This is a genomic window from Thaumasiovibrio clandestinus, from assembly GCF_047250365.1.
Taxonomy (GTDB): Bacteria; Pseudomonadota; Gammaproteobacteria; order Enterobacterales; family Vibrionaceae; genus Thaumasiovibrio.
Genome location: NZ_JBLBVL010000013.1, coordinates 1 through 18,992 on the forward strand (window position 1 = coordinate 1; position 18,992 = coordinate 18,992).

The 18,992-nt window shown below is 46.5% G+C and carries 18 protein-coding genes and 1 riboswitch; of the genes, 12 read left to right on the top strand and 6 right to left on the bottom strand.

The window, feature by feature from the left end:
• Nucleotides 1-126 precede the first annotated feature (126 nt).
• Nucleotides 127-225: riboswitch (TPP riboswitch) on the top strand.
• An 81-nt stretch (nucleotides 226-306) separates the two neighbouring features.
• From thiC to thiH, 6 genes are read left to right on the top strand one after another with little or no spacing between them, the layout of a single operon-like run.
• Nucleotides 307-2,205 (top strand): phosphomethylpyrimidine synthase ThiC, encoded by a 1,899-nt coding sequence (gene thiC / locus ACKLNH_RS15180; protein WP_413113107.1) that lies wholly within the window; start codon nucleotides 307-309, stop codon nucleotides 2,203-2,205.
• Entirely contained in the window at nucleotides 2,202-2,828 is a 627-nt protein-coding gene (gene thiE / locus ACKLNH_RS15185) for a thiamine phosphate synthase (RefSeq protein ID WP_413113108.1), read from the top strand. Before thiC ends, thiE begins: the two co-directional genes overlap by 4 nt.
• A 14-nt stretch (nucleotides 2,829-2,842) precedes the next feature.
• Complete coding sequence (locus ACKLNH_RS15190) at nucleotides 2,843-3,601, top strand: HesA/MoeB/ThiF family protein (protein ID WP_413113109.1); 759 nt, start codon at nucleotides 2,843-2,845, stop codon at nucleotides 3,599-3,601.
• Entirely contained in the window at nucleotides 3,598-3,807 is a 210-nt protein-coding gene (gene thiS / locus ACKLNH_RS15195) for a sulfur carrier protein ThiS (RefSeq protein ID WP_413113110.1), read from the top strand. The genes ACKLNH_RS15190 and thiS overlap by 4 nt, the downstream gene beginning before the upstream one ends.
• Nucleotide 3,808: 1 nt before the next feature.
• Nucleotides 3,809-4,570 (top strand): thiazole synthase, encoded by a 762-nt coding sequence (locus ACKLNH_RS15200; protein ID WP_413113111.1) that lies wholly within the window; start codon nucleotides 3,809-3,811, stop codon nucleotides 4,568-4,570.
• Nucleotides 4,571-4,573: 3 nt separating this feature from the next.
• A complete protein-coding gene (thiH, locus tag ACKLNH_RS15205; RefSeq protein WP_413113112.1) occupies nucleotides 4,574-5,692 on the top strand; it encodes a 2-iminoacetate synthase ThiH in 1,119 nt (372 codons plus the stop codon).
• Between the two features lie 89 nt (nucleotides 5,693-5,781).
• Here thiH and ACKLNH_RS15210 read toward each other — a convergent pair whose 3' ends face one another.
• The 4 genes from ACKLNH_RS15210 to rarD all read right to left on the bottom strand — a co-directional run bounded on the left by ACKLNH_RS15210 (nucleotide 5,782) and on the right by rarD (nucleotide 9,665).
• On the bottom strand, nucleotides 5,782-7,185 hold the full coding sequence (locus tag ACKLNH_RS15210) for an amidohydrolase family protein (RefSeq protein WP_413113113.1): 1,404 nt from the start codon (nucleotides 7,183-7,185) through the stop codon (nucleotides 5,782-5,784).
• Nucleotides 7,186-7,248: 63 nt separating this feature from the next.
• Complete coding sequence (locus tag ACKLNH_RS15215) at nucleotides 7,249-7,884, bottom strand: LysE family translocator (protein WP_413113114.1); 636 nt, start codon at nucleotides 7,882-7,884, stop codon at nucleotides 7,249-7,251.
• Nucleotides 7,885-7,942: 58 nt separating this feature from the next.
• Nucleotides 7,943-8,734, bottom strand: a complete 792-nt coding sequence (locus ACKLNH_RS15220; protein WP_413113115.1) for an AraC family transcriptional regulator — start codon at nucleotides 8,732-8,734, stop codon at nucleotides 7,943-7,945.
• Nucleotides 8,735-8,756: 22 nt separating this feature from the next.
• Complete coding sequence (rarD, locus tag ACKLNH_RS15225) at nucleotides 8,757-9,665, bottom strand: EamA family transporter RarD (RefSeq protein ID WP_413113116.1); 909 nt, start codon at nucleotides 9,663-9,665, stop codon at nucleotides 8,757-8,759.
• Between the two features lie 167 nt (nucleotides 9,666-9,832).
• Between rarD and recQ the strand changes: the two genes are divergently transcribed.
• The 3 genes from recQ (at nucleotide 9,833) to ACKLNH_RS15240 (ending at nucleotide 12,980) form a co-directional block, all read left to right on the top strand.
• The gene (recQ, locus tag ACKLNH_RS15230; protein ID WP_413113117.1) at nucleotides 9,833-11,665 is read left to right on the top strand and encodes an ATP-dependent DNA helicase RecQ; all 1,833 of its coding nucleotides are present in this window, start codon (nucleotides 9,833-9,835) and stop codon (nucleotides 11,663-11,665) included.
• Between the two features lie 208 nt (nucleotides 11,666-11,873).
• The gene (locus ACKLNH_RS15235) at nucleotides 11,874-12,164 is read left to right on the top strand and encodes a DUF3630 family protein (RefSeq protein ID WP_413113118.1); all 291 of its coding nucleotides are present in this window, start codon (nucleotides 11,874-11,876) and stop codon (nucleotides 12,162-12,164) included.
• A 141-nt stretch (nucleotides 12,165-12,305) separates the two neighbouring features.
• Nucleotides 12,306-12,980 (top strand): 7-cyano-7-deazaguanine/7-aminomethyl-7-deazaguanine transporter, encoded by a 675-nt coding sequence (locus tag ACKLNH_RS15240; RefSeq protein ID WP_413113119.1) that lies wholly within the window; start codon nucleotides 12,306-12,308, stop codon nucleotides 12,978-12,980.
• 76 nt (nucleotides 12,981-13,056) lie between these two features.
• On the opposite strand, the gene elbB is transcribed toward ACKLNH_RS15240, so the two are convergent.
• Nucleotides 13,057-13,710, bottom strand: coding sequence for an isoprenoid biosynthesis glyoxalase ElbB (gene elbB / locus ACKLNH_RS15245; protein WP_413113120.1), 654 nt, complete (start codon nucleotides 13,708-13,710; stop codon nucleotides 13,057-13,059).
• 325 nt (nucleotides 13,711-14,035) lie between these two features.
• Between elbB and polA the strand changes: the two genes are divergently transcribed.
• Entirely contained in the window at nucleotides 14,036-16,783 is a 2,748-nt protein-coding gene (gene polA / locus ACKLNH_RS15250; RefSeq protein ID WP_413113121.1) for a DNA polymerase I, read from the top strand.
• 208 nt (nucleotides 16,784-16,991) lie between these two features.
• Nucleotides 16,992-17,039 carry a small protein SpfP gene (gene spfP, locus ACKLNH_RS20660; protein WP_438616993.1) on the top strand — a complete coding sequence of 16 codons (48 nt, stop codon included), beginning with the start codon at nucleotides 16,992-16,994 and terminating at the stop codon, nucleotides 17,037-17,039.
• A gap of 512 nt (nucleotides 17,040-17,551) precedes the next feature.
• On the opposite strand, the gene yihA is transcribed toward spfP, so the two are convergent.
• On the bottom strand, nucleotides 17,552-18,202 hold the full coding sequence (gene yihA, locus ACKLNH_RS15255) for a ribosome biogenesis GTP-binding protein YihA/YsxC (protein ID WP_413113122.1): 651 nt from the start codon (nucleotides 18,200-18,202) through the stop codon (nucleotides 17,552-17,554).
• A gap of 152 nt (nucleotides 18,203-18,354) precedes the next feature.
• Here yihA and ACKLNH_RS15260 point away from each other — a divergent pair, with 152 nt between their 5' ends.
• A complete protein-coding gene (locus ACKLNH_RS15260) occupies nucleotides 18,355-18,978 on the top strand; it encodes a c-type cytochrome (RefSeq protein WP_413113123.1) in 624 nt (207 codons plus the stop codon).
• Nucleotides 18,979-18,992: the final 14 nt, after the last annotated feature.

Genomic DNA, 18,992 nt, shown 5'->3' on the forward strand with positions numbered 1-18,992 from the left:
GTCGTTATTTTTATTCGCCCGTTTCCTGCTTATGCAGCATGCTCTCTTTTGTGTCGACATCGACAGCTCTTCTATGTGAGGTTTAATTCCCTTGCTGTGCTGATAAATTGTCCATATACTGCATTTATCAACTTGTCGGAGTGCCAAATGGCTGAGACTGCGAAAGCAGGATCCGTTGAACCTGATCAGGCTAATACCTGCGAAGGGAACAAGAGCATGCTGTTTTCGTCGCACACTGTGTCGACGTACGCTCTAAAGCACCTATCCGATAAGCACTTTCCCATTAAGGATAAAAAGGAAATTGCTATGTCGACTCGTAAACAAGCCCGCTTAACTGCAAAAAATTATATTGATTCGCTAACGGCACAGGCCTATCCCAGCTCTAAAAAAGTCTATGTGACTGGCAGCCGTAATGACATACGTGTTCCGATGCGTGAGATTAGTGTTAGTGATAGCTTGGTTGGGGGGGCAACAAATAACCCTACCTATGAAGCTAACGATGCAATACGTGTCTATGACACCTCCGGATCTTATACCGATCCTGCAAAACAGATTGATATTTATTCAGGGTTACCAGCTATACGTGATGGTTGGATAGAGGAGCGTGAAGATACAATACTTCTTACAAAGCAGAGTTCTTCCTATAGCAAAACACGTTTAGAGGACGACTCTTTAGATGATTTGCGTTTCCAGCATCGCGCACGTATTCGACGCGCAAAGCCAGGTTGTTGTGTTACTCAATTGCATTATGCCCGTCAGGGAATTATCACCCCAGAAATGGAATTTATTGCAATTCGAGAGAACATGGGGCGGGTGCGATACAATGATAGTGTTTTAAATCAGCAACACGCTGGTGTCGGTTTTGGAGCTTGCTTGCCAAAAGAAATAACGCCAGAGTTCGTCAGACAAGAGGTTGCAGAAGGTCGTGCAATTATCCCTTCGAATATTAACCATCCAGAGTCTGAACCAATGATTATTGGGCGAAATTTTTTGGTTAAGGTGAATGCAAATATTGGTAACTCGGCTGTCAGCTCATCGATTGAGGAAGAGGTTGAAAAACTGGTCTGGTCTACTCGTTGGGGGGCCGATACCGTCATGGACTTATCAACAGGTCGTAATATCCATGAGACTCGCGAATGGATATTACGTAATAGCCCAGTTCCAATCGGCACTGTTCCTATGTATCAAGCGTTGGAAAAAGTTAATGGGATTGCTGAGAACCTCACTTGGGCGCTTTTTCGAGATACGTTGCTTGAGCAAGCAGAGCAAGGTGTCGACTATTTTACTCTCCATGCTGGGGTATTATTGCGTTATATCCCAATGACAGCGAATCGCGTGACCGGTATCGTATCTCGAGGCGGCTCAATCATGGCAAAATGGTGCTTAGCGCACCATCAAGAGAACTTTTTATATACCCATTTCGAAGAAATTTGTCAGATCTGCGCTCAGTATGACATTGCTTTGTCGTTAGGTGATGGGCTGCGTCCCGGCTCCGTCGCTGATGCGAATGATGACGCCCAGTTTAGTGAGTTGCGTACACTGGGTGAGCTGACAAAAATAGCATGGAAGTATGACGTACAAGTTATGGTGGAAGGCCCGGGACATGTGCCAATGCATATGATTCAAGAGAACATGACTGAGCAGTTGAAGCACTGCCATGAGGCTCCCTTCTATACCCTTGGTCCACTGACAACGGATATTGCTCCGGGGTATGATCATATTACGTCAGGCATAGGTGCCGCAATGATCGGCTGGTATGGTTGTGCCATGTTATGTTATGTCACGCCAAAAGAACATTTAGGGCTACCTAATAAGCAAGATGTAAAGACTGGCCTAATAACCTACAAGCTATGTGCCCATGCTGCAGATCTTGCTAAGGGACACCCAGGGGCACAAGTTCGAGATAACGCATTGTCTAAAGCACGTTTTGAATTTAGGTGGGAAGATCAGTTTAATTTGAGTCTTGACCCAGAGACAGCACGCCGATATCACGATGAGACGTTGCCACAACAGTCTGGCAAAGTGGCACATTTTTGTTCAATGTGTGGGCCGAAATTTTGTTCAATGAAAATATCACAAGAAGTGCGTGACTATGCCGCTGCGAAAGTTGAAGTACTCGACAACTCAACGCAAGGCATGCAAACGAAAGCACAGGAATTTCGTGATAGAGGAAGCGACCTCTATCACCAAGTGGAGAAATTATGATTGCATTTCCAACCATTGAGGGTGGCATAGGGCCACTCTACCCCGTAGTCGATCATGTTGATTGGATCGCTCGCCTTTTACCGTTAGGGGTGAAAACGGTACAACTGCGAATTAAAGACCCCCAGCAGTCAGATTTAGAAGATCAGATTATTGAGGCGATACGCCTTGGGCGTGAATATAACGCTCAAGTCTACATCAATGACTATTGGTCATTGGCGTTAAAGCATAAAGCCTACGGTGTTCACCTTGGGCAAGAAGATTTGGATAGCGCAGACCTTAATGCTCTTGCCGAGGCTGGATTACATCTCGGCGTATCAACACGAACCGCGCAAGAGCTGGAAAGAGGATTGAGCATAGTACCTAGCTATGTGGCGATAGGGCATATTTTTCCAACCCCAACCAAGCAGATGCCGACACCGCCGCAAGGTGTTGCTCAATTAGCAGAGCATTTAGCGACGGTTAAAAACGCTTATCCGACCGTTGCGATTGGTGGTATTGATTTAAGTAATGTGGAGCAAGTCTGGCAAACTGGTGTTAATGCCATTGCTGTTGTTCGGGCAATTACGCATGCTGATGCTCTCGAAGAGCAAGTCAACGCATTTAATCAGCTACTCGTACGTTAACAAGGAAATCAATCATGCTAACTGATGAGGCTTTTTTGCGCTATAACCGTCAAATTCGTTTGCCTGAGGTTGGTGAAAACGGTCAGGCAGCGCTAAAGAATGCACGTGTCCTTCTGGTTGGTGCCGGTGGTCTTGGATCTCCCGCTGCGCTTTATTTAGCAGCGGCAGGTGTTGGTTCGTTAGTGATCGCGGATGGTGATGTCGTTGACACCTCAAACCTGCAACGACAGGTGATATATCGAACTGAACATCAGGGCGAGAGTAAAGCGATGACTGCCGTAGCACAAATTCGCGCACTGAATCCTTTGGTTCATGCGAGAGCGGTGACCGCAGCATTGCATGGTGATAGGCTTGCTATCGAGGTGAGCATGGCAGACATTGTATTAGATTGCAGCGATAATTTTGTCACTCGTCATGCAATAAATAAGGTCTGTTTCGAACAGAAAAAAGTACTCATATCGGCAGCAGCTATTCGCTGGCAAGGGCAGTTGATGCCCTTTGATTTTCGTCACGAAAGTGGCCCTTGCTATCATTGCTTATTCCCTGCTGGTGTCGCCGAAGAGCCACAAAACTGCAGTGAGTCTGGTATTGCAGGCCCTGTTGTTGGTGTGCTTGGAACCATGCAGGCACTAGAAGCGCTTAAGGTAATTACCGCAGCGGGAGAGCCCGCTTTTGGCTATCTAAAACAGTTTGATGGGCTAAGTCTGGAGTGGCAGAGCTTTAAGTTGCCAGCTAATCCACAATGCCCAATTTGTAATAAGGAAAAGGTATGACTCAGTGCATGATTAAGGTAAATGATAAGCCTGTTTTAGTGACTGAACAGTCGACAATTGCCAATTTATTGGTGCAGTTACAGATGCCGAAAGGGGCGTCTGCCGTTGCCGTGAATCAAGAAATTATTGCCCGCGAACAGTGGGCCACGCATTTGCTCAATGATGGCGATGAGATTGCGTTGTTTCAAGCGATCGCCGGAGGCTAACATGTTAACAATTGCTGATAAAACATTTAGTTCGCGTCTATTTACCGGCACAGGTAAGTACGCTAACCGTGAAAGTATGGCGGAGTCTATCATCACCTCGGGATCAGAGTTGGTCACGATGGCACTTAAACGAGTCGATCTTGATAATCGTGATGATGATATTTTGGCCCCGCTACGTGCCGCAGGTGTCAACCTGTTGCCAAATACCTCTGGAGCAAAAAATGCCAAAGAAGCGGTTTTTGCCGCTCAACTCGCGCGAGAAGCCCTAGGTACAAACTGGCTAAAACTCGAAATACACCCTGATCCTAAGTACTTAATGCCTGATCCGATCGAAACGCTGGCAGCGGCAGAGTCGTTGGTTAAACTGGGTTTCATCGTGCTACCTTATTGTCATGCCGATCCCGTGTTGTGCAAACGCCTCGAAGAGGTGGGGTGCGCAGCTGTAATGCCATTAGGAGCGCCAATTGGTAGCAATAAGGGGCTTGCTTCAAGAGATTTCTTAGAAATCATTATTGATCAGGCTAATGTACCTGTGATCGTTGATGCGGGAATCGGTGCGCCATCACACGCAGCCGAGGCAATGGAGATGGGGGCTGATGCGGTGCTGGTTAACACAGCGATTGCTGCTGCGGCTGATCCTGTCGCGATGGGTAAGGCATTCAAACTGGCTGTTGAAGCCGGACGCATTGCGTATGAAGCCGGATTGGCTGGGACAGTGAATCATGCGGTCGCATCGAGTCCATTAACCGCATTTCTGGATTAAGCCATGAAGACGTTTTCTGATATTTTTAGCCAGATGAGTTGGGATGATATTCGGCTGTCAATATATAGTAAGACAGCTGAAGATGTTGAACGTGCATTGCATAAACCCAAGCGAGATTTGGAGGACTTTAAAGCACTGATCTCGCCAGCGGCAGAGCCGTACCTAGAGCAGATGGCCCAGCTGTCCTCAGCATTAACGCGAAAGCGTTTCGGCAATACGGTTGGTTTCTATGTTCCTCTTTATTTATCCAACTTATGTGCGAATGCTTGTACTTATTGCGGCTTTTCAATGGAAAATAGGCTTAAGCGCCGAATACTCGATGCGAACGAAGTTGAGCGTGAGTGCACTGCGATTAAAGCACTACAATTTGATAATATCTTGTTAGTGACTGGTGAACATGAGCGTAAAGTGGGCATGGCGTATTTTCGCGAGATTCTACCCATTGTGAAGTCACAATTCAGCTACCTCGCAATGGAGGTTCAGCCGCTAGAGCGTGAAGAGTATGCTGAGCTGAAAACATTAGGCTTAGATGCAGTGATGGTCTATCAGGAAACGTATAACTCATATACCTATGCTGAGCACCACTTACGTGGCAAGAAAAGAGATTTTCATTATCGTCTGCAAACCCCAGATCGCTTGGCGCAAGCTGGTATCGATAAGATTGGTATCGGAGCCTTAATTGGTCTGGATGAATGGCGTACAGATTGTTTCTATGTTGCCGCGCACTTAGATTATTTAGAGCGTACTTATTGGCAGACGCGTTATTCGATATCGTTTCCTCGTTTGCGCCCTTGTGAAGGCGGTGTGCAGCCCAAATCAGTGATGAACGATCGACAGCTCGTTCAGTTAATGTGTGCATATCGACTATTAAATCCTGAGGTCGAGTTATCGCTATCAACCCGCGAATCTGCATCGTTTAGAGATAATGTTTTACCGCTTGGTGTTACTACGATGTCTGCAGAATCGAAGACACAGCCGGGTGGGTATGCAGATAATGTTGCCGAGGAGCTGGAGCAGTTTGCGATAAGTGATGAACGTACGGCAGCTCAAGTCGCGTCTGCTGTTCAGCAGCGTGGCTTTCAAGTGGTATGGAAAGATTGGCACCACGCGTATTCTGGTTAAGCAGACCCTACAACGAAAGGGCTTATAAATAAAAAGCGGCGTAAAGCCGCTTTTTTGCTACTTACTGTCATCGAAGATGGAGATGCTGGCTACATTTGTTTAGCTTTGATGGCCAAGTCTCGAGCGAAGTCAGCGATATCTTGTTCTATGATAGACATCTTTGCATCGATATCCGCCATGTTTGCCGTTTGCAGCTCACGCGCTTTGACGATGACCCGACCATTCACAATGGTTGCATCGACATTAGAGGGGTTTGCCTGAAAGACAAGAGTTGCATAAGGGTCATAGTTCGGTTTCATATTGGTTGATTGCGTCTCAACAATAATGAGATCGGCTTTTTTACCCACCTCAAGCGAGCCAATTTCATCTTCCATATGCAGTGCTCGAGCACCTCCCATGGTGGCCATTTCAATCACCGTTTCTGGAACCATAATGGTACGGTCTTGATACTTGAGACGTTGCATACTGCTGGCGTAGCTTAACGTGCGCCATAGGTCGACTTGATTAGAACTCATCGGCCCATCCGTCCCCAAGCCGACACGCAGGTCGTGTTGTAGCATTTGCCATACTGGTGCAATACCTGTTGCGCCTTTCGCGTTGGCCATTGGGTTATACGCCACACTGGCATCAGCGGCTTGAATTAACGCCATATCTTGTTCTGAAATATGAATAGCGTGCGCTAATACCATGCGTTCATCCAGTACACCGATCTCGTTGAGCCATGCCACGGGGGAGAGATGCTCATCATTACCTTCAATACGTTCTGCTTCATTATCAAACTCATCGACATGGATTAGGACTGGTACGTCGTAATGCTTTGCTGAAGCAGAAATTTTCTGAAGCATGTCTTCGCTAACGGTATAGACCGCGTGGGGAGCAAAGGCGGGGGTAATTAGCTCATCGTCATGGTATTGTTCAATAAAATCAATCGCGTAGTGATAACCTGCAAGTGCGTCTGGGGCATCGACAACGGGAAATTTAATGACCGTTTGTCCGAGTACGCCACGGATGCCGACTTCTTTTGTTGCTCGAGCCATCTCATCCATGTGGTAGTACATGTCGGCGTAAGTGGTAACACCGCTTAAGGCTAAATCCGTCGCACCTAGTCGAGTGGCGTTATAAATCAATTCGCGACTCAGTTTCTCTCCTTCAAGTGGAAAGAAGTAAGCGAAGAGGCGGTTTTCGATTCCCTCTTCACCTAGGCCACGAAAGGCAATCATTGGTAAATGGTTATGAGTATTGATCATGCCTGGCATAACGATGCCTTGCTGGGCATCGATCATTTCTGGAGCACGGTATTGATTCAGTAGCTCTGATTGGCCGACTGCCACAATGCGATCGTCTTTAATCACCACAACTCCGTCATCGAATCGCGTATGTGCGGCATCAACGGTTAACACTTGACCATTGTGGATGATTAATGAGGCATTGTAGTCATGGTTGGCACAACCCGCGAGCATTAACAGTAGTGCAGTAAAGGCAAATTGTTTCATGGATCTCCCTATTAAATAGTGAATAAAGCGAAGTTCTGGCGCAGTTTAAGTGTGTTGCACTGCTTAAGCAATCGTTTGCCAGATTAAGCTACCACCTGTTGCGGTAAAAAGTACTCCACAAGACCCATCAATATACGGAACAAGACGTGTTAGCGCCTGCTGTATCTGCTTGCCTGTTAAAACCCAAGCTAAAAAGGCGAACCAAGTAAAGGAGAGCGCCCATAGGATGCAAATCGCTGCAATTTTAGTGGTCGTATTTAGATCTGTTGGAACTAAAGTAGAAAGTAAGCTAACAAAGAAAACCAAAGCCTTGGGGTTTAGCATGTTGGTGGAAAAACCTTTGAGGAAAGCGTGTTGACGACTGTGAATACGCTCGGTTTTATTCATGCTTGGCAGCGTTTGGCGTGGGCGACGCAAACCGTTTATTGCACCAATACCGAGCCACAGAAGATAGCAACCTCCTGCAGTTTGTAAAGCACGAAATAACACTTGGTGATTCGAGATCAGTAGACTGACGCCAGAAAGGGTCAGAGTGGCATGCGTTAAAATGCCGCACGACAACCCTAGTGCAACCATTAACCCCGTATTGCGTCCATAGCGGGTCGTATTTTGTACCACTAACGCAAAGTCAGGCCCTGGGCTCATAAGGGCAACAAAGTGAATCGTGAAGAGGGGAAATAGGGCAAATAAGTCAGCCATAATGATTTCCTTTCGTGGTGCTAGAGGTGTTGGATGAATGCAAAGAAAGCGTCTTCACTTAACGTTGCAACTGGCTCGGCGTAATGCCAAACGTCTGTTTGAATGCTTTTACAAAGTGGGCTTGATCATAAAAGCCTATCTTATGTGCGACATCCGTGCTTCTTTCCCCATGACGGATGAGTTGCATGGCGCGCTCAAGGCGTAAACGGGCTAGATAAGCATAAGGCGTCATCTGGGTCGTTTTTTTGAATTGTCGTAGTAGCTGGGTATGACTGAGTTGGCATAGATCCGCCAGCTGTTCGAGGGTGATTTTTTCGCTTAAATGCGCTTCGAGATATTCTCTAATTTGAGTTAGCCTTTTGTGTCCAAGCTGAAAGTCTTCACGAGGTCGTGCTTTGGCATAGCGGTGTAATAGTAACGCGAACGCCTCGCCGCTTAAGCAATCTTTACCAAGGGTAGAAAACTGCTGATTGTGCAGCGATTCATGTAGTGTATTCAATTGATGAAACAACATGGGATCATTGACATTGTGCGCTTGAAAAGCCAATTGATTACTTTGCACCTCTGCAAGCTGATGTAGCCAGTCGGGTTCAATATCAAAAATCTTAACCTGATAGCCTTGCTGGCAAGCTGCTTGCCCGTCATGGATCTCGTCAGGGGGAAGTAACACGATTGTTCCCGGTCCCGCATAATGTCGTTCACCGCGATAAAAATAGTGTTGCTGCCCACGCGTCACCAACCCAATATGGTAATCGAGGTGATAATGACGCTTGAATGCAAAATCAGAAAAATTTGCATCAATAAGGCTAATCGCACTCACTTCCGTGAGGTGATGGCTGATAGTATCCATGTTTATTGCACTACCTGAAGGCTCAACGTGTTTTTTGGCGTGTTAGCCGCTGACGACGCGTAAACCTCACGGCATCAACAGTAAAGATAACTAAGGCGCACCAAATAAAGGCGAAAGTGGAGATATCATCTAGTGCCAGTGTTTCGCCATACACACTAATCGCTAAGATGAACATTAGACTCGGCCCGATATACTGGAAAAAACCCAGTGTGGATAAGTTTAATTTGGTCGCTGCGCCTGTAAAGCAGAGTAATGGCAGGGTGGTGACAATGCCCGCCGCCATCAGTAAAACATTCAGAGACACGGTATTATTAAACAGATTAGAAGTCTCAGAAGGAGACAGCCATAAATAGGCTAGCGCTAATGGAACGATGACAGCTGTTTCAATGAAAAGCCCTTCCTCAGCACCGACATTGATCTTCTTGCGCAGTAAACCATAGCAACCAAAACTGCCTGCTAATACTAGCGAAACCCAAGGGACAGACCCAAAATTAATGACCTGAATGACCACCCCTGTTGCGGATAACGCAACGGCGATCCACTGCATTGGGCGCAATCGCTCTTTTAGGAATAGCATACCAAGAGTCACATTGAATATAGGGTTAATAAAGTACCCTAAACTGGCTTCTAGCATGCGATTATTGCCGATAGCCCAGATAAAAGTGAGCCAGTTGCCTCCCACTAATAATGCGGTGAGTAGTAGCAGTTTGCGTTGGGTAGGGCGACGCAATACCTGCTGAACACGCGGCCAACCGTTGGTAAAAGAGAGTAGTCCACCGAGAAGAAAGAATGACCAGATAATCCGATGGCTAAGGATCTCCATTGGGTTGACTTGAGAGACCGATTTAAAATAGATCGGTGCAACCCCCCACATGGTATAGGCGGCCAATGCCAGAATGACCCCACGTTGGGCTTGTGATTGTTGGTTCATACTTGTGTCTCTTAGGGCGAAATGATAGGGCTATCGGTAAACTCGTGCGCAGTATAAAGCCATGTTGGCTTTTACGACAATCATTTCCCCTTGGAATGTGTGAAGGGGTGGTTGCAATGCCAGCTTGCGGTTAGAATGACCAGCTATGCCAATCAGAGAGTGCCTACATGAGTGATGCTGCTTTAGCCATACCCCCGCCGAAAACGCCACAACAAATACTGGAAACTGTTTTTGGTTATGACGCGTTTCGTGAAGGGCAAGAGCGTGTTATTTCTGCGGTAATCAATAGACAAGATTGCTTGGTAATTATGCCAACCGGGGGAGGCAAGTCGTTATGTTACCAAGTGCCAGCTTTGATCTTACCGGGCTTAACATTGGTCATATCTCCCCTTATTTCGCTGATGAAAGATCAGGTCGATCAGCTTAGAGCGAATGGGGTCGCGGCGGCATGCATCAACTCAACGATGTCGCGTGATGAATTGGTAGGCACCTTCAATGCCATGTATAACGGAGAACTTAAGCTCGTTTATGTGTCACCAGAGCGCGTACTGATGCGCGACTTTATCGAGCACTTATCACGACTCCCTGTGTCGTTGATTGCTGTCGATGAGGCACATTGTATTTCTCAATGGGGGCATGATTTTCGCCCTGAATATGCGGCATTAGGTCAGCTAAGGCAGCATTTCACCACAGTACCGGTCATGGCGTTAACTGCCACAGCCGATGATGCAACAAGGCAAGATATTCAGACTCGACTGGCGATGCAGGCACCATGCGTGCACTTGGGCAGTTTCGATCGGCCCAATATCCGCTATAACCTGATTGAAAAGCACAAACCGTTAGCGCAGTTGGTACGTTATGTTACGACACAGCGCGGTCAGTGCGGCATCATCTATTGCAATTCTCGTAAGCGAGTTGAGCAGTTGGCAGAAAAATTGTGTGACAACCATATTCGGGCTGCAGCTTATCATGCGGGACTAGAGATGACGGAACGCCAACGTGTGCAAGATGCGTTTCAGCGAGATGATATACAAGTTGTGGTGGCAACTGTGGCTTTTGGCATGGGCATCAACAAGTCAAACGTTCGCTACGTTGTCCATTATGACATTCCACGTAACATCGAGTCTTATTATCAAGAGACAGGTCGGGCAGGACGAGATGGTGTGCCAGCCGAAGCAATGATGCTCTACGATCCTTCAGATATGGCATGGCTACGGCGTATTTTGGATGAAAAGGATGATGGGCCGCAAAAGCAAATTGAAGCCCACAAGTTGCATGCGATGGGAGCGTTTGCAGAAGCACAAACTTGTCGTCGGCAAGTGTTGCTGAATTATTTTGGTGAGTTTCGCGAAGAGCCGTGTGGCAACTGCGATATTTGCCTCGACCCACCGAAAAAGTTTAGTGGAGTCGAAGTTGCCCAAAAAGCCTTGTCTTGCGTTTATCGAGTTAAGCAAAGCTTTGGTATTGGTTATGTGGTTGACGTGCTGAGAGGCTTACATAACCAGCGTATACGCGATCATGGTCACGACAAGCTGTCGACATATGGTATTGGTCGAGAGCATAGCCATGAATACTGGGTTAGTATTTTGCGACAGTTAATCCACCGTGGTTTTTTGGTGCAGAATATTACGCGTAGCTCTACCCTGCAGTTAACGGAAGAGGCACGGCCAGTATTACGTGGTGAGTTGCCACTCGAATTAGCGGTACCGCGCCTAGATTTAACCTCACGCAGCAGCAAGCAGGACAAGCAGAGTACGCGTCTTTACGACAAAAAGCTGTTTGCTAAATTACGCCAGCTACGTAAAGCGATTGCTGATGAAGAGGATATTCCACCCTATGTGGTCTTTACTGATGCCAGTCTGATGGAGATGGCCGAAATGCTGCCCACATCTGCAGGGGAGTTTTTGGCGGTCAGTGGCGTCGGGCAGCGGAAGCTAGAGAAGTTTGGCGACCAATTTCTTGATGTCATAGAAGCGCACTTGCTCAGTCAGCGCCATTAGCCGCAAAAAAAACCGGACATAGTGTCCGGCAGTAATTCACACAAAGGGTGCGAACAAATAGCTTGCGTATGGGTAACTATTTACCCTGTGCCATTGATATGCCAATCAATAGTGGTGGCGATCACATCATGTTCGAGCACGTTTGAATAGGCATTGGACACCCATTGATACTCATAGCAACATAGCGTTACAAACTAGGGTGATTGATATGGTCGAGATTGACAGAATGTGTCTTATAACAGGTGTACTTAGTTTCCAGTTGCCCTTTTTTGATAGTGATTCGTTCCCTATATTTGCTTTGCAGCTTATCGCTCAACTTGAACTGACATTGATCGAGCAACAGCAGGATAGTGATTTGCACATTTGGCTGGTGGACTTTGAAGGTAGCCGTTTGTGGTTGAAAGGGGAGGATTACAGCCAATCGTGTTGGCTTGAAGTTCAGCGCCCTGAAGACAGCGAAGTCCTTGCATTTCTGGCGTCCATTCATGGCATGAAGTAAGAAAACGTTTGCGCTGAAAATAGCAACAAAATTGCTAGGTTTTTATTCTTAAGTCAGTATAATTCCGCCTCTTGGCATTAAGTGCCAAGGACAATCGGGATTTTTGGGTTCCCTCGCCCCCAATTAACAAAAAGGTCAATTATGACGCAGACGTTTACGCCCGCGCAGTTGCGCAAGGCTCTTATCTATTTGGTCAGCTTTCATTTGCTGATCATCGCATCAAGTAACTATTTAGTTCAGTTACCATTCACCGTTTTTGGTTTTCATACCACCTGGGGTGCCTTTACCTTTCCGTTTATCTTTTTAGCTACTGATCTTACGGTGCGCATTTTTGGTGCAGGTTTAGCACGTCGTATTATTGCGGTCGTGATGTTACCCGCATTACTGATTTCGTATGCATTATCGGTGATTTTCTTTCAAGGTGAATTTCAAGGCTTTGCACAGTTAGGGGCCTTTAATTTGTTTGTGGCGCGTATAGCAGCAGCAAGCTTCATGGCCTATTTACTGGGGCAAATTTTGGACGTGCAAATCTTTAACCGTTTGCGCACCACCAAGCAATGGTGGGTTGCACCAACTTGCTCTACCTTGCTAGGCAATGCCCTTGATACCATCGCGTTCTTTGCGATTGCTTTTTACAATAGCCCTGATGCATTTATGGCTGAACATTGGGTAGAGATTGCAATGGTAGATTACGTATTTAAAGTGATGATTAGTTTAGGGCTCTTTGTTCCCTTGTATGGCGTGGTGTTAAATTATCTGGTCAAGAAGCTGACCAGCGTTAACGCCTCTCCATCGACATCAGCTCAACATGCTTAAATGCTAACGTAATATGCCAAAGAAGCCGACATTTGATGTCGGCTTTTTTGTATCAATAGAAATGGGAGGGACTGGATTAAGCCAACTCGATCAGTTTTCCAACCAAGCGCTGGATCCCCCGTTGCGCTTCGCTAATTGATTCTGCCAGCATATAAGCTGGGGTTGTTAACAAACGTCGATTTTGATCCAGTACGTAATCGTCAACTGGGCAGGCCACATGTTCGCCACCAAGTGCAGAAAAGGCAGTGACGGCATCATCATCATTACGACCGAGTGTCGCTTTGACACCGGGGCCATAAATTAGTGGCGTGAGTGCTGGTGCAATACAAAGGTAGCCTGCGGGCTTTTCATTGGTGGCAAAGTCTTTCGCGGCCTTTTTAAAATCAGGGTCTAGCTCACAGGCACTGCCTTTGAAAGCAAAATCAGACAAATTCTTAGCAACGCCAAATCCACCTGGGACGAGAAGCGCATCATAGTCATCAGCGAGCAATTGACTCAACGGAAGGATATCCCCGCGCACGATGCGTCCCGCTTCGCGCAAAACGTTACGCTGCTCTTGTTGTTCATTGCCGCTATGGTGCTCAATGACATGAAACTGAGGCTTATCGGGTGCGAATGCTTGCCATGTTGCCCCTTGTTGCTCGATTGCGAGTAAGCTGAGAATTACCTCGTTGACTTCAGCACCGTCAAAGACCCCACATCCAGATAAAATAACTGCAATTTTCTTCATGATCGACTCCTTGTCCAATTCAATGACTTTAGTGCAAATTGCACACAATGTATTGAGTTGTTAACTTTTTCCACATCAATTGATCATATTCGGATCCTTGATTGCTTTCTATTGATTTGTGTAAGTTTATGATTGATATGTGCTTTAGTGGCGTTTGAGCTATGGGTGACCAAAAGGATCATCGAGGCAAAAATAAATACACACATACTTATCCACAAGAGCATTAAGGTGAGTGCGTTGTATTTCAGTGATCGATCGCTTAACACGCTTAGCAACTCGTGGCATTCTATTGCCCATTCAAATTTAGCAAGGACCTTGCCTTATCATGGCTTCTATTCCATCCAATCCACTTATCTTGATCGATGGTTCATCATATCTCTATCGTGCTTATCATGCTGCACCTAACTTTACCAATGCAGACGGCGAGCCAACGGGCGCAGTGTATGGTGTTGTTAATATGATCAAAAGCCTACTTAAGCAAGTAGACACTGATCGTATTGCCGTGATTTTTGATGCCAAAGGAAAGACATTTCGTGATGATATCTATCCTGAGTACAAAGCGCATCGTCCACCGATGCCTGATGATCTGCGTAGTCAGATCGAACCGCTTCATCAACTTATTCGCGCAATGGGCTTGCCGCTAATTGCGATCGAAGGGGTTGAGGCTGACGACGTGATCGGCACATTGGCGACACAGGCGTCGGAAAAGGGCATGCCTGTTTTGATCTCCACAGGTGATAAAGATATGGCGCAGCTGGTGGATGAGAATATCACCTTGATCAATACCATGACCGGTGTCGTGATGGATCCACAAGGTGTTGTTGATAAATTTGAAATTGGACCTGAGTTGATCATCGACTACTTGGCGCTAATGGGCGACAAGGTGGATAACATTCCTGGCGTGCCTGGGGTGGGAGAAAAAACCGCCAAAGCGTTATTGCAGGGAATTGGCGGTTTAGATCAGATCTTTGCCAACTTAGAGGCTATTCCCGCGCTGGGCTTCCGTGGTTCGAAAACCATGCCTAAAAAGCTGGCAGAGAATAAAGAAAACGCATATCTATCTTATCAACTGGCCACCATCAAGTTAGATGTAGAACTTGAGCTGTCTCCTGAGCAACTGGTTAAAGGGGAGATGGATACTGATCTCCTAATGAACTTATTTACTAAGTTGGCCTTTAAGCGATGGATTGACGAATTAAAGCGTGGCCAAGACAACGTTGCAGAGGTGGCAGAGCCTGCAGAAGCCGCAGCGGTCGAGATCGATCGTAGCGGTTACGAAACGGTACAGACTGAAGCTGACTTTTCTCGCTGGCTGCAAGCGCTAGAGTCTGCGCCTGTGATTGCATTTGATACCGAAACGGACGGCCTAGACTACATGACAGCGAACTTAGTTGGCCTTTCATTTGCGGTTGAAGAGGGTAAAGCCGCTTATGTTCCTGTCGCGCATGACTACCTTGATGCGCCAGCACAACTGGATCGTGATTGGGTTTTAGCCCAGTTAAAGCCTCTGCTTGAAGATCCACAACAGCCAAAGGTGGGGCAAAATCTTAAGTTTGATGCCAGCATTTTGGCGCGTTACGGCATTCAGATGCAAGGCATTCGCTTTGATACCATGCTAGCGTCGTATGTCTATAACAGTGTTGGCGGGCGTCATGATATGGATAGCCTTGCACAGCGTTACCTTAGTCATTCAACAATCAGCTTTGAAGAGATTGCAGGTAAGGGTAAAAAGCAGCTGACGTTTAATCAGATTGAGTTAGATAAAGCGAGCCCTTATGCCGCGGAAGACGCTGACATCACGTTGCGCTTACACAACGTACTTAACAGCAAGTTGGATAGTGAACCGGAACTACGCCGTGTTTATGATGAGCTAGAAGTGCCTCTAGTACCCGTTTTATCGCAAATGGAGCGTACCGGGGTACTTATTGATAGCCAGTTATTACATATTCAATCCGCAGAGCTCGATGTTCGATTAAAAGCCTTGGAAAAAGAGGCGTTTGAGCTTGCAGGAGAAGAATTTAACTTAAGTTCACCTAAGCAACTGCAAGCCATTTTGTTTGAAAAGATGGGTATGCCGATTGTGAAGAAAACGCCGTCTGGTGCTCCTTCAACCAATGAAGAAGTATTACAAGAATTAGCGTTAGATTACCCGTTGCCGAAGTGCATTCTTGAGTATCGTGGTTTAGCAAAGCTGAAATCGACCTATACCGATAAGCTGCCTAAGATGGTTAATCCTGCCACTGGCCGAGTGCATACCTCTTATCATCAAGCGGTAACCGCAACAGGGCGCTTGTCGTCAACCGATCCAAACCTGCAAAATATCCCGATCCGTAATGATGAAGGGCGCCGCATTCGTCAGGCATTTATTGCACCGAAGGGATATAAAGTGCTCGCGGTCGATTACTCTCAAATTGAACTGCGGATCATGGCGCACCTTTCTGGCGATAAAGCCTTATTAGATGCGTTTACCCACGGTCGAGATATTCATGCAGCGACAGCGGCAGAAGTGATGGGTGTATCGATTGAAGATGTGACTAGCGAACAGCGTCGCCGCGCGAAGGCCATCAACTTCGGCTTAATTTATGGTATGAGCGCATTTGGCTTGGCCAAACAACTGGGAATTTCGCGTGGTGAAGCTCAAGATTATATGAATATCTATTTTGAGCGTTATCCTGGCGTAAAAGCCTATATGGATAGTACGCGCGAGTTAGCGACCGAGAAAGGCTATGTTGAAACCCTGTTTGGTCGCCGCTTATATTTGCCAGAAATTAAATCTCGCAATGGCATGCGCCGTAAGGCGGCAGAACGTGCTGCGATCAATGCACCAATGCAAGGAACCGCTGCGGATATCATCAAGAAAGCCATGGTCTTGGTGGCTGACTGGGTGGCAACGCAAGGTGATAATGTGCGTTTGCTAATGCAGGTACACGATGAATTGGTACTGGAAGTTCGAGAAGATGTGCTGGCAGATACTGAACGGCAAGTGAGTTCGCTGATGGAGGCCGCGGCCACCTTAGATGTCCCGCTGATTGCTGAGGCCGGTAGTGGAAATAATTGGGATGAGGCCCATTAATTGATAAAAAAGCCGCGTTAAGCGGCTTTTTTTCGCTCTGAGCGTAATGAAGGTAAGTATTTATTTTAAGGCTGGAAATATTTATACCTTGTGATGTGAATGTTGAAATTGGCACGATTATGGGAGTGGAATGAAAAAAAACTACATAAACACCTTTCAATTTCTGAGCAGTTGTTATACATTATTTGGCGTAGGGTACAGAGGTAAGATGTTCTATCTTTCAGACCTTTTGTTTCACGTTATTGGATTTGGCTGATTTAGCCGCCCCAGCTCTTTGAGCTGGGGCGTTTTTTATTGCAGCAAAGAAAATTCTAATCAAATCACACTTTATTGATAATCCTCTTTAAAAAAGCGACAGCCATCACTTTTCTGAATGGCGCAATTAGAGTAAATACTTTAATTTTGTGTGCAAATGCGTATACTTGTCTTTGCTTCTTGTTCATACCGAGCTGTAATTATCTAAGTTGCTCGTGTGATCTTGAATTGTGGACATTTATTTTGCCGGGTGGTGTTAGCCATCCGGTTTTTTTTGTTTTTAAGTACTGAAATGTAATTTTATTCCACTTTTATGACGTGCTGGACTAGCAATAGTGGGAAAAGAAGGAAAAGAGCAGGACGCCATCTCACGATGTCGTTGGGCAAATTATTTGCCTTAGCCTAATAAATTGTTGATTACTTAACAATAAGACACATGCAATGTCTCTCCCATTACCCCACTGGTTAGTGGGGTTTTTATTGGAGCGAAGGGGCCGTTATTCCACTCGGGAATTAACTCTCTTCGTTGTCTTCCAATGCATCTTCATCAACAAACTCAACATGGGTAAAGAACCACTCGTTAAGCTGGCGATGAACGGTATCGACACCGACCCCTTTTAATGAAGAGAACGCTTCGACTCGAATTTGTCCCTCTTTTTCAGCGAGTGCTTTGCGTACTTTAAGGACCGTCGACTGTCGAACGCCTTGTTTTAACTTATCCGCTTTGGTCAGTAGCACCAATACAGGCAGCCCACTATCCAGTGCCCAGTCGATCATTTGTAGGTCGAGATCTTTTAGCGGATGGCGAATATCCATCAACACCACGAGCCCAATGAGGTTTTCTCGCTTTTGCAGGTACTCGCCCAGTGCGCGTTGCCACTTTTTCTTCATCTCTAGTGGCACCTGTGCATAGCCATAGCCAGGTAAATCGATCAGGTTACAGCCTTCTTCTACCTCAAACATATTAATAAGCTGGGTACGGCCAGGGGTTTTACTGGTGCGTGCTAGCCCCTTTTGATCCGTCAGGCGGTTTAGAGCACTTGATTTACCGGCGTTGGAGCGGCCCGCAAATGCAATCTCAACCCCTGAATCAACTGGCAGGTGACGGATATCCGGAGCACTGATAATAAATTTGGTCTTTCTGTAGTTGAGAGTTTGATTCACTGTTAACTCCGTCATGTCTTTGTGTGGTGAAGTGGTTACTTTTATGTAAAACTGTGTAAAATAAATGTGCTCAGCAATGGATCTGCCATTATAGCATGTTGCGGGGCAATGGATGCGGTACTGGAAGCAATGATAATTATAAACGGAATATCATGAATAAATTAGTGCTGATAATGACCCTTGTTATATCACTTCCGTTAGCTGCGGAAGGAGATATCGAAGCAGGCAAAGTGCTTGCGACCGAAAAAACATGCGTGGCATGCCATGGAGCTAATGGCGTAAGTCTCATCCCAGAGAACCCTAATCTAGCCGGGCAACATCAAAACTACCTTGCCAAGCAGCTTCGCGAATTTAAGTTAGCGATGGGCAGCGGTGGTGAGGAAGGTCGTGTTAACCCTGTCATGGGTGGAATGGCGATGGGCCTTAGCGAGCGAGAAATAACCGATTTGGCCGCATTTTATGCCAGCTTAACCCCGCCAGATGGAACATCCCCTGAGTTCTCTCTGGCTGTGGGCAAGCAATTGTATTTTGCAGGTGATGCTGAGCGAGGCTTAACCGCATGCACGGCATGCCATGGTCCGCGAGGGAATGGTACCCCTTCTTCTGGCTTTCCACGTATCTCCGGGCAACACGCCGACTATATCAAGACACAACTGATGCAGTTCAGAGCTGGAACGCGAGCCAATGATGCAAATGAGATGATGCGTGCGGTCGCAATGAAGCTAACAGATGCCGAAATAGAAACACTGGCAGCCTATTTGGGTGGACTGCACTAATCTTTCCCCCTTTA

What these genes read in the sequence shown, in the direction of transcription:
- ACKLNH_RS15260 (WP_413113123.1), top strand. Translation starts at nt 18,355, where the DNA reads ATGAATAAATTAGTGCTGATAATGACCCTTGTTATATCACTTCCGTTA.
- thiH (WP_413113112.1), top strand. Translation starts at nt 4,574, where the DNA reads ATGAAGACGTTTTCTGATATTTTTAGCCAGATGAGTTGGGATGATATT.
- ACKLNH_RS15190 (WP_413113109.1), top strand. Translation starts at nt 2,843, where the DNA reads ATGCTAACTGATGAGGCTTTTTTGCGCTATAACCGTCAAATTCGTTTG.
- polA (WP_413113121.1), top strand. Translation starts at nt 14,036, where the DNA reads ATGGCTTCTATTCCATCCAATCCACTTATCTTGATCGATGGTTCATCA.
- recQ (WP_413113117.1), top strand. Translation starts at nt 9,833, where the DNA reads ATGAGTGATGCTGCTTTAGCCATACCCCCGCCGAAAACGCCACAACAA.
- ACKLNH_RS15235 (WP_413113118.1), top strand. Translation starts at nt 11,874, where the DNA reads ATGGTCGAGATTGACAGAATGTGTCTTATAACAGGTGTACTTAGTTTC.
- ACKLNH_RS15215 (WP_413113114.1), bottom strand. Translation starts at nt 7,884, where the DNA reads ATGGCTGACTTATTTGCCCTATTTCCCCTCTTCACGATTCACTTTGTT.
- ACKLNH_RS15210 (WP_413113113.1), bottom strand. Translation starts at nt 7,185, where the DNA reads ATGAAACAATTTGCCTTTACTGCACTACTGTTAATGCTCGCGGGTTGT.
- ACKLNH_RS15220 (WP_413113115.1), bottom strand. Translation starts at nt 8,734, where the DNA reads ATGGATACTATCAGCCATCACCTCACGGAAGTGAGTGCGATTAGCCTT.
- rarD (WP_413113116.1), bottom strand. Translation starts at nt 9,665, where the DNA reads ATGAACCAACAATCACAAGCCCAACGTGGGGTCATTCTGGCATTGGCC.
- thiC (WP_413113107.1), top strand. Translation starts at nt 307, where the DNA reads ATGTCGACTCGTAAACAAGCCCGCTTAACTGCAAAAAATTATATTGAT.
- elbB (WP_413113120.1), bottom strand. Translation starts at nt 13,710, where the DNA reads ATGAAGAAAATTGCAGTTATTTTATCTGGATGTGGGGTCTTTGACGGT.
- thiS (WP_413113110.1), top strand. Translation starts at nt 3,598, where the DNA reads ATGACTCAGTGCATGATTAAGGTAAATGATAAGCCTGTTTTAGTGACT.
- ACKLNH_RS15240 (WP_413113119.1), top strand. Translation starts at nt 12,306, where the DNA reads ATGACGCAGACGTTTACGCCCGCGCAGTTGCGCAAGGCTCTTATCTAT.
- ACKLNH_RS15200 (WP_413113111.1), top strand. Translation starts at nt 3,809, where the DNA reads ATGTTAACAATTGCTGATAAAACATTTAGTTCGCGTCTATTTACCGGC.
- thiE (WP_413113108.1), top strand. Translation starts at nt 2,202, where the DNA reads ATGATTGCATTTCCAACCATTGAGGGTGGCATAGGGCCACTCTACCCC.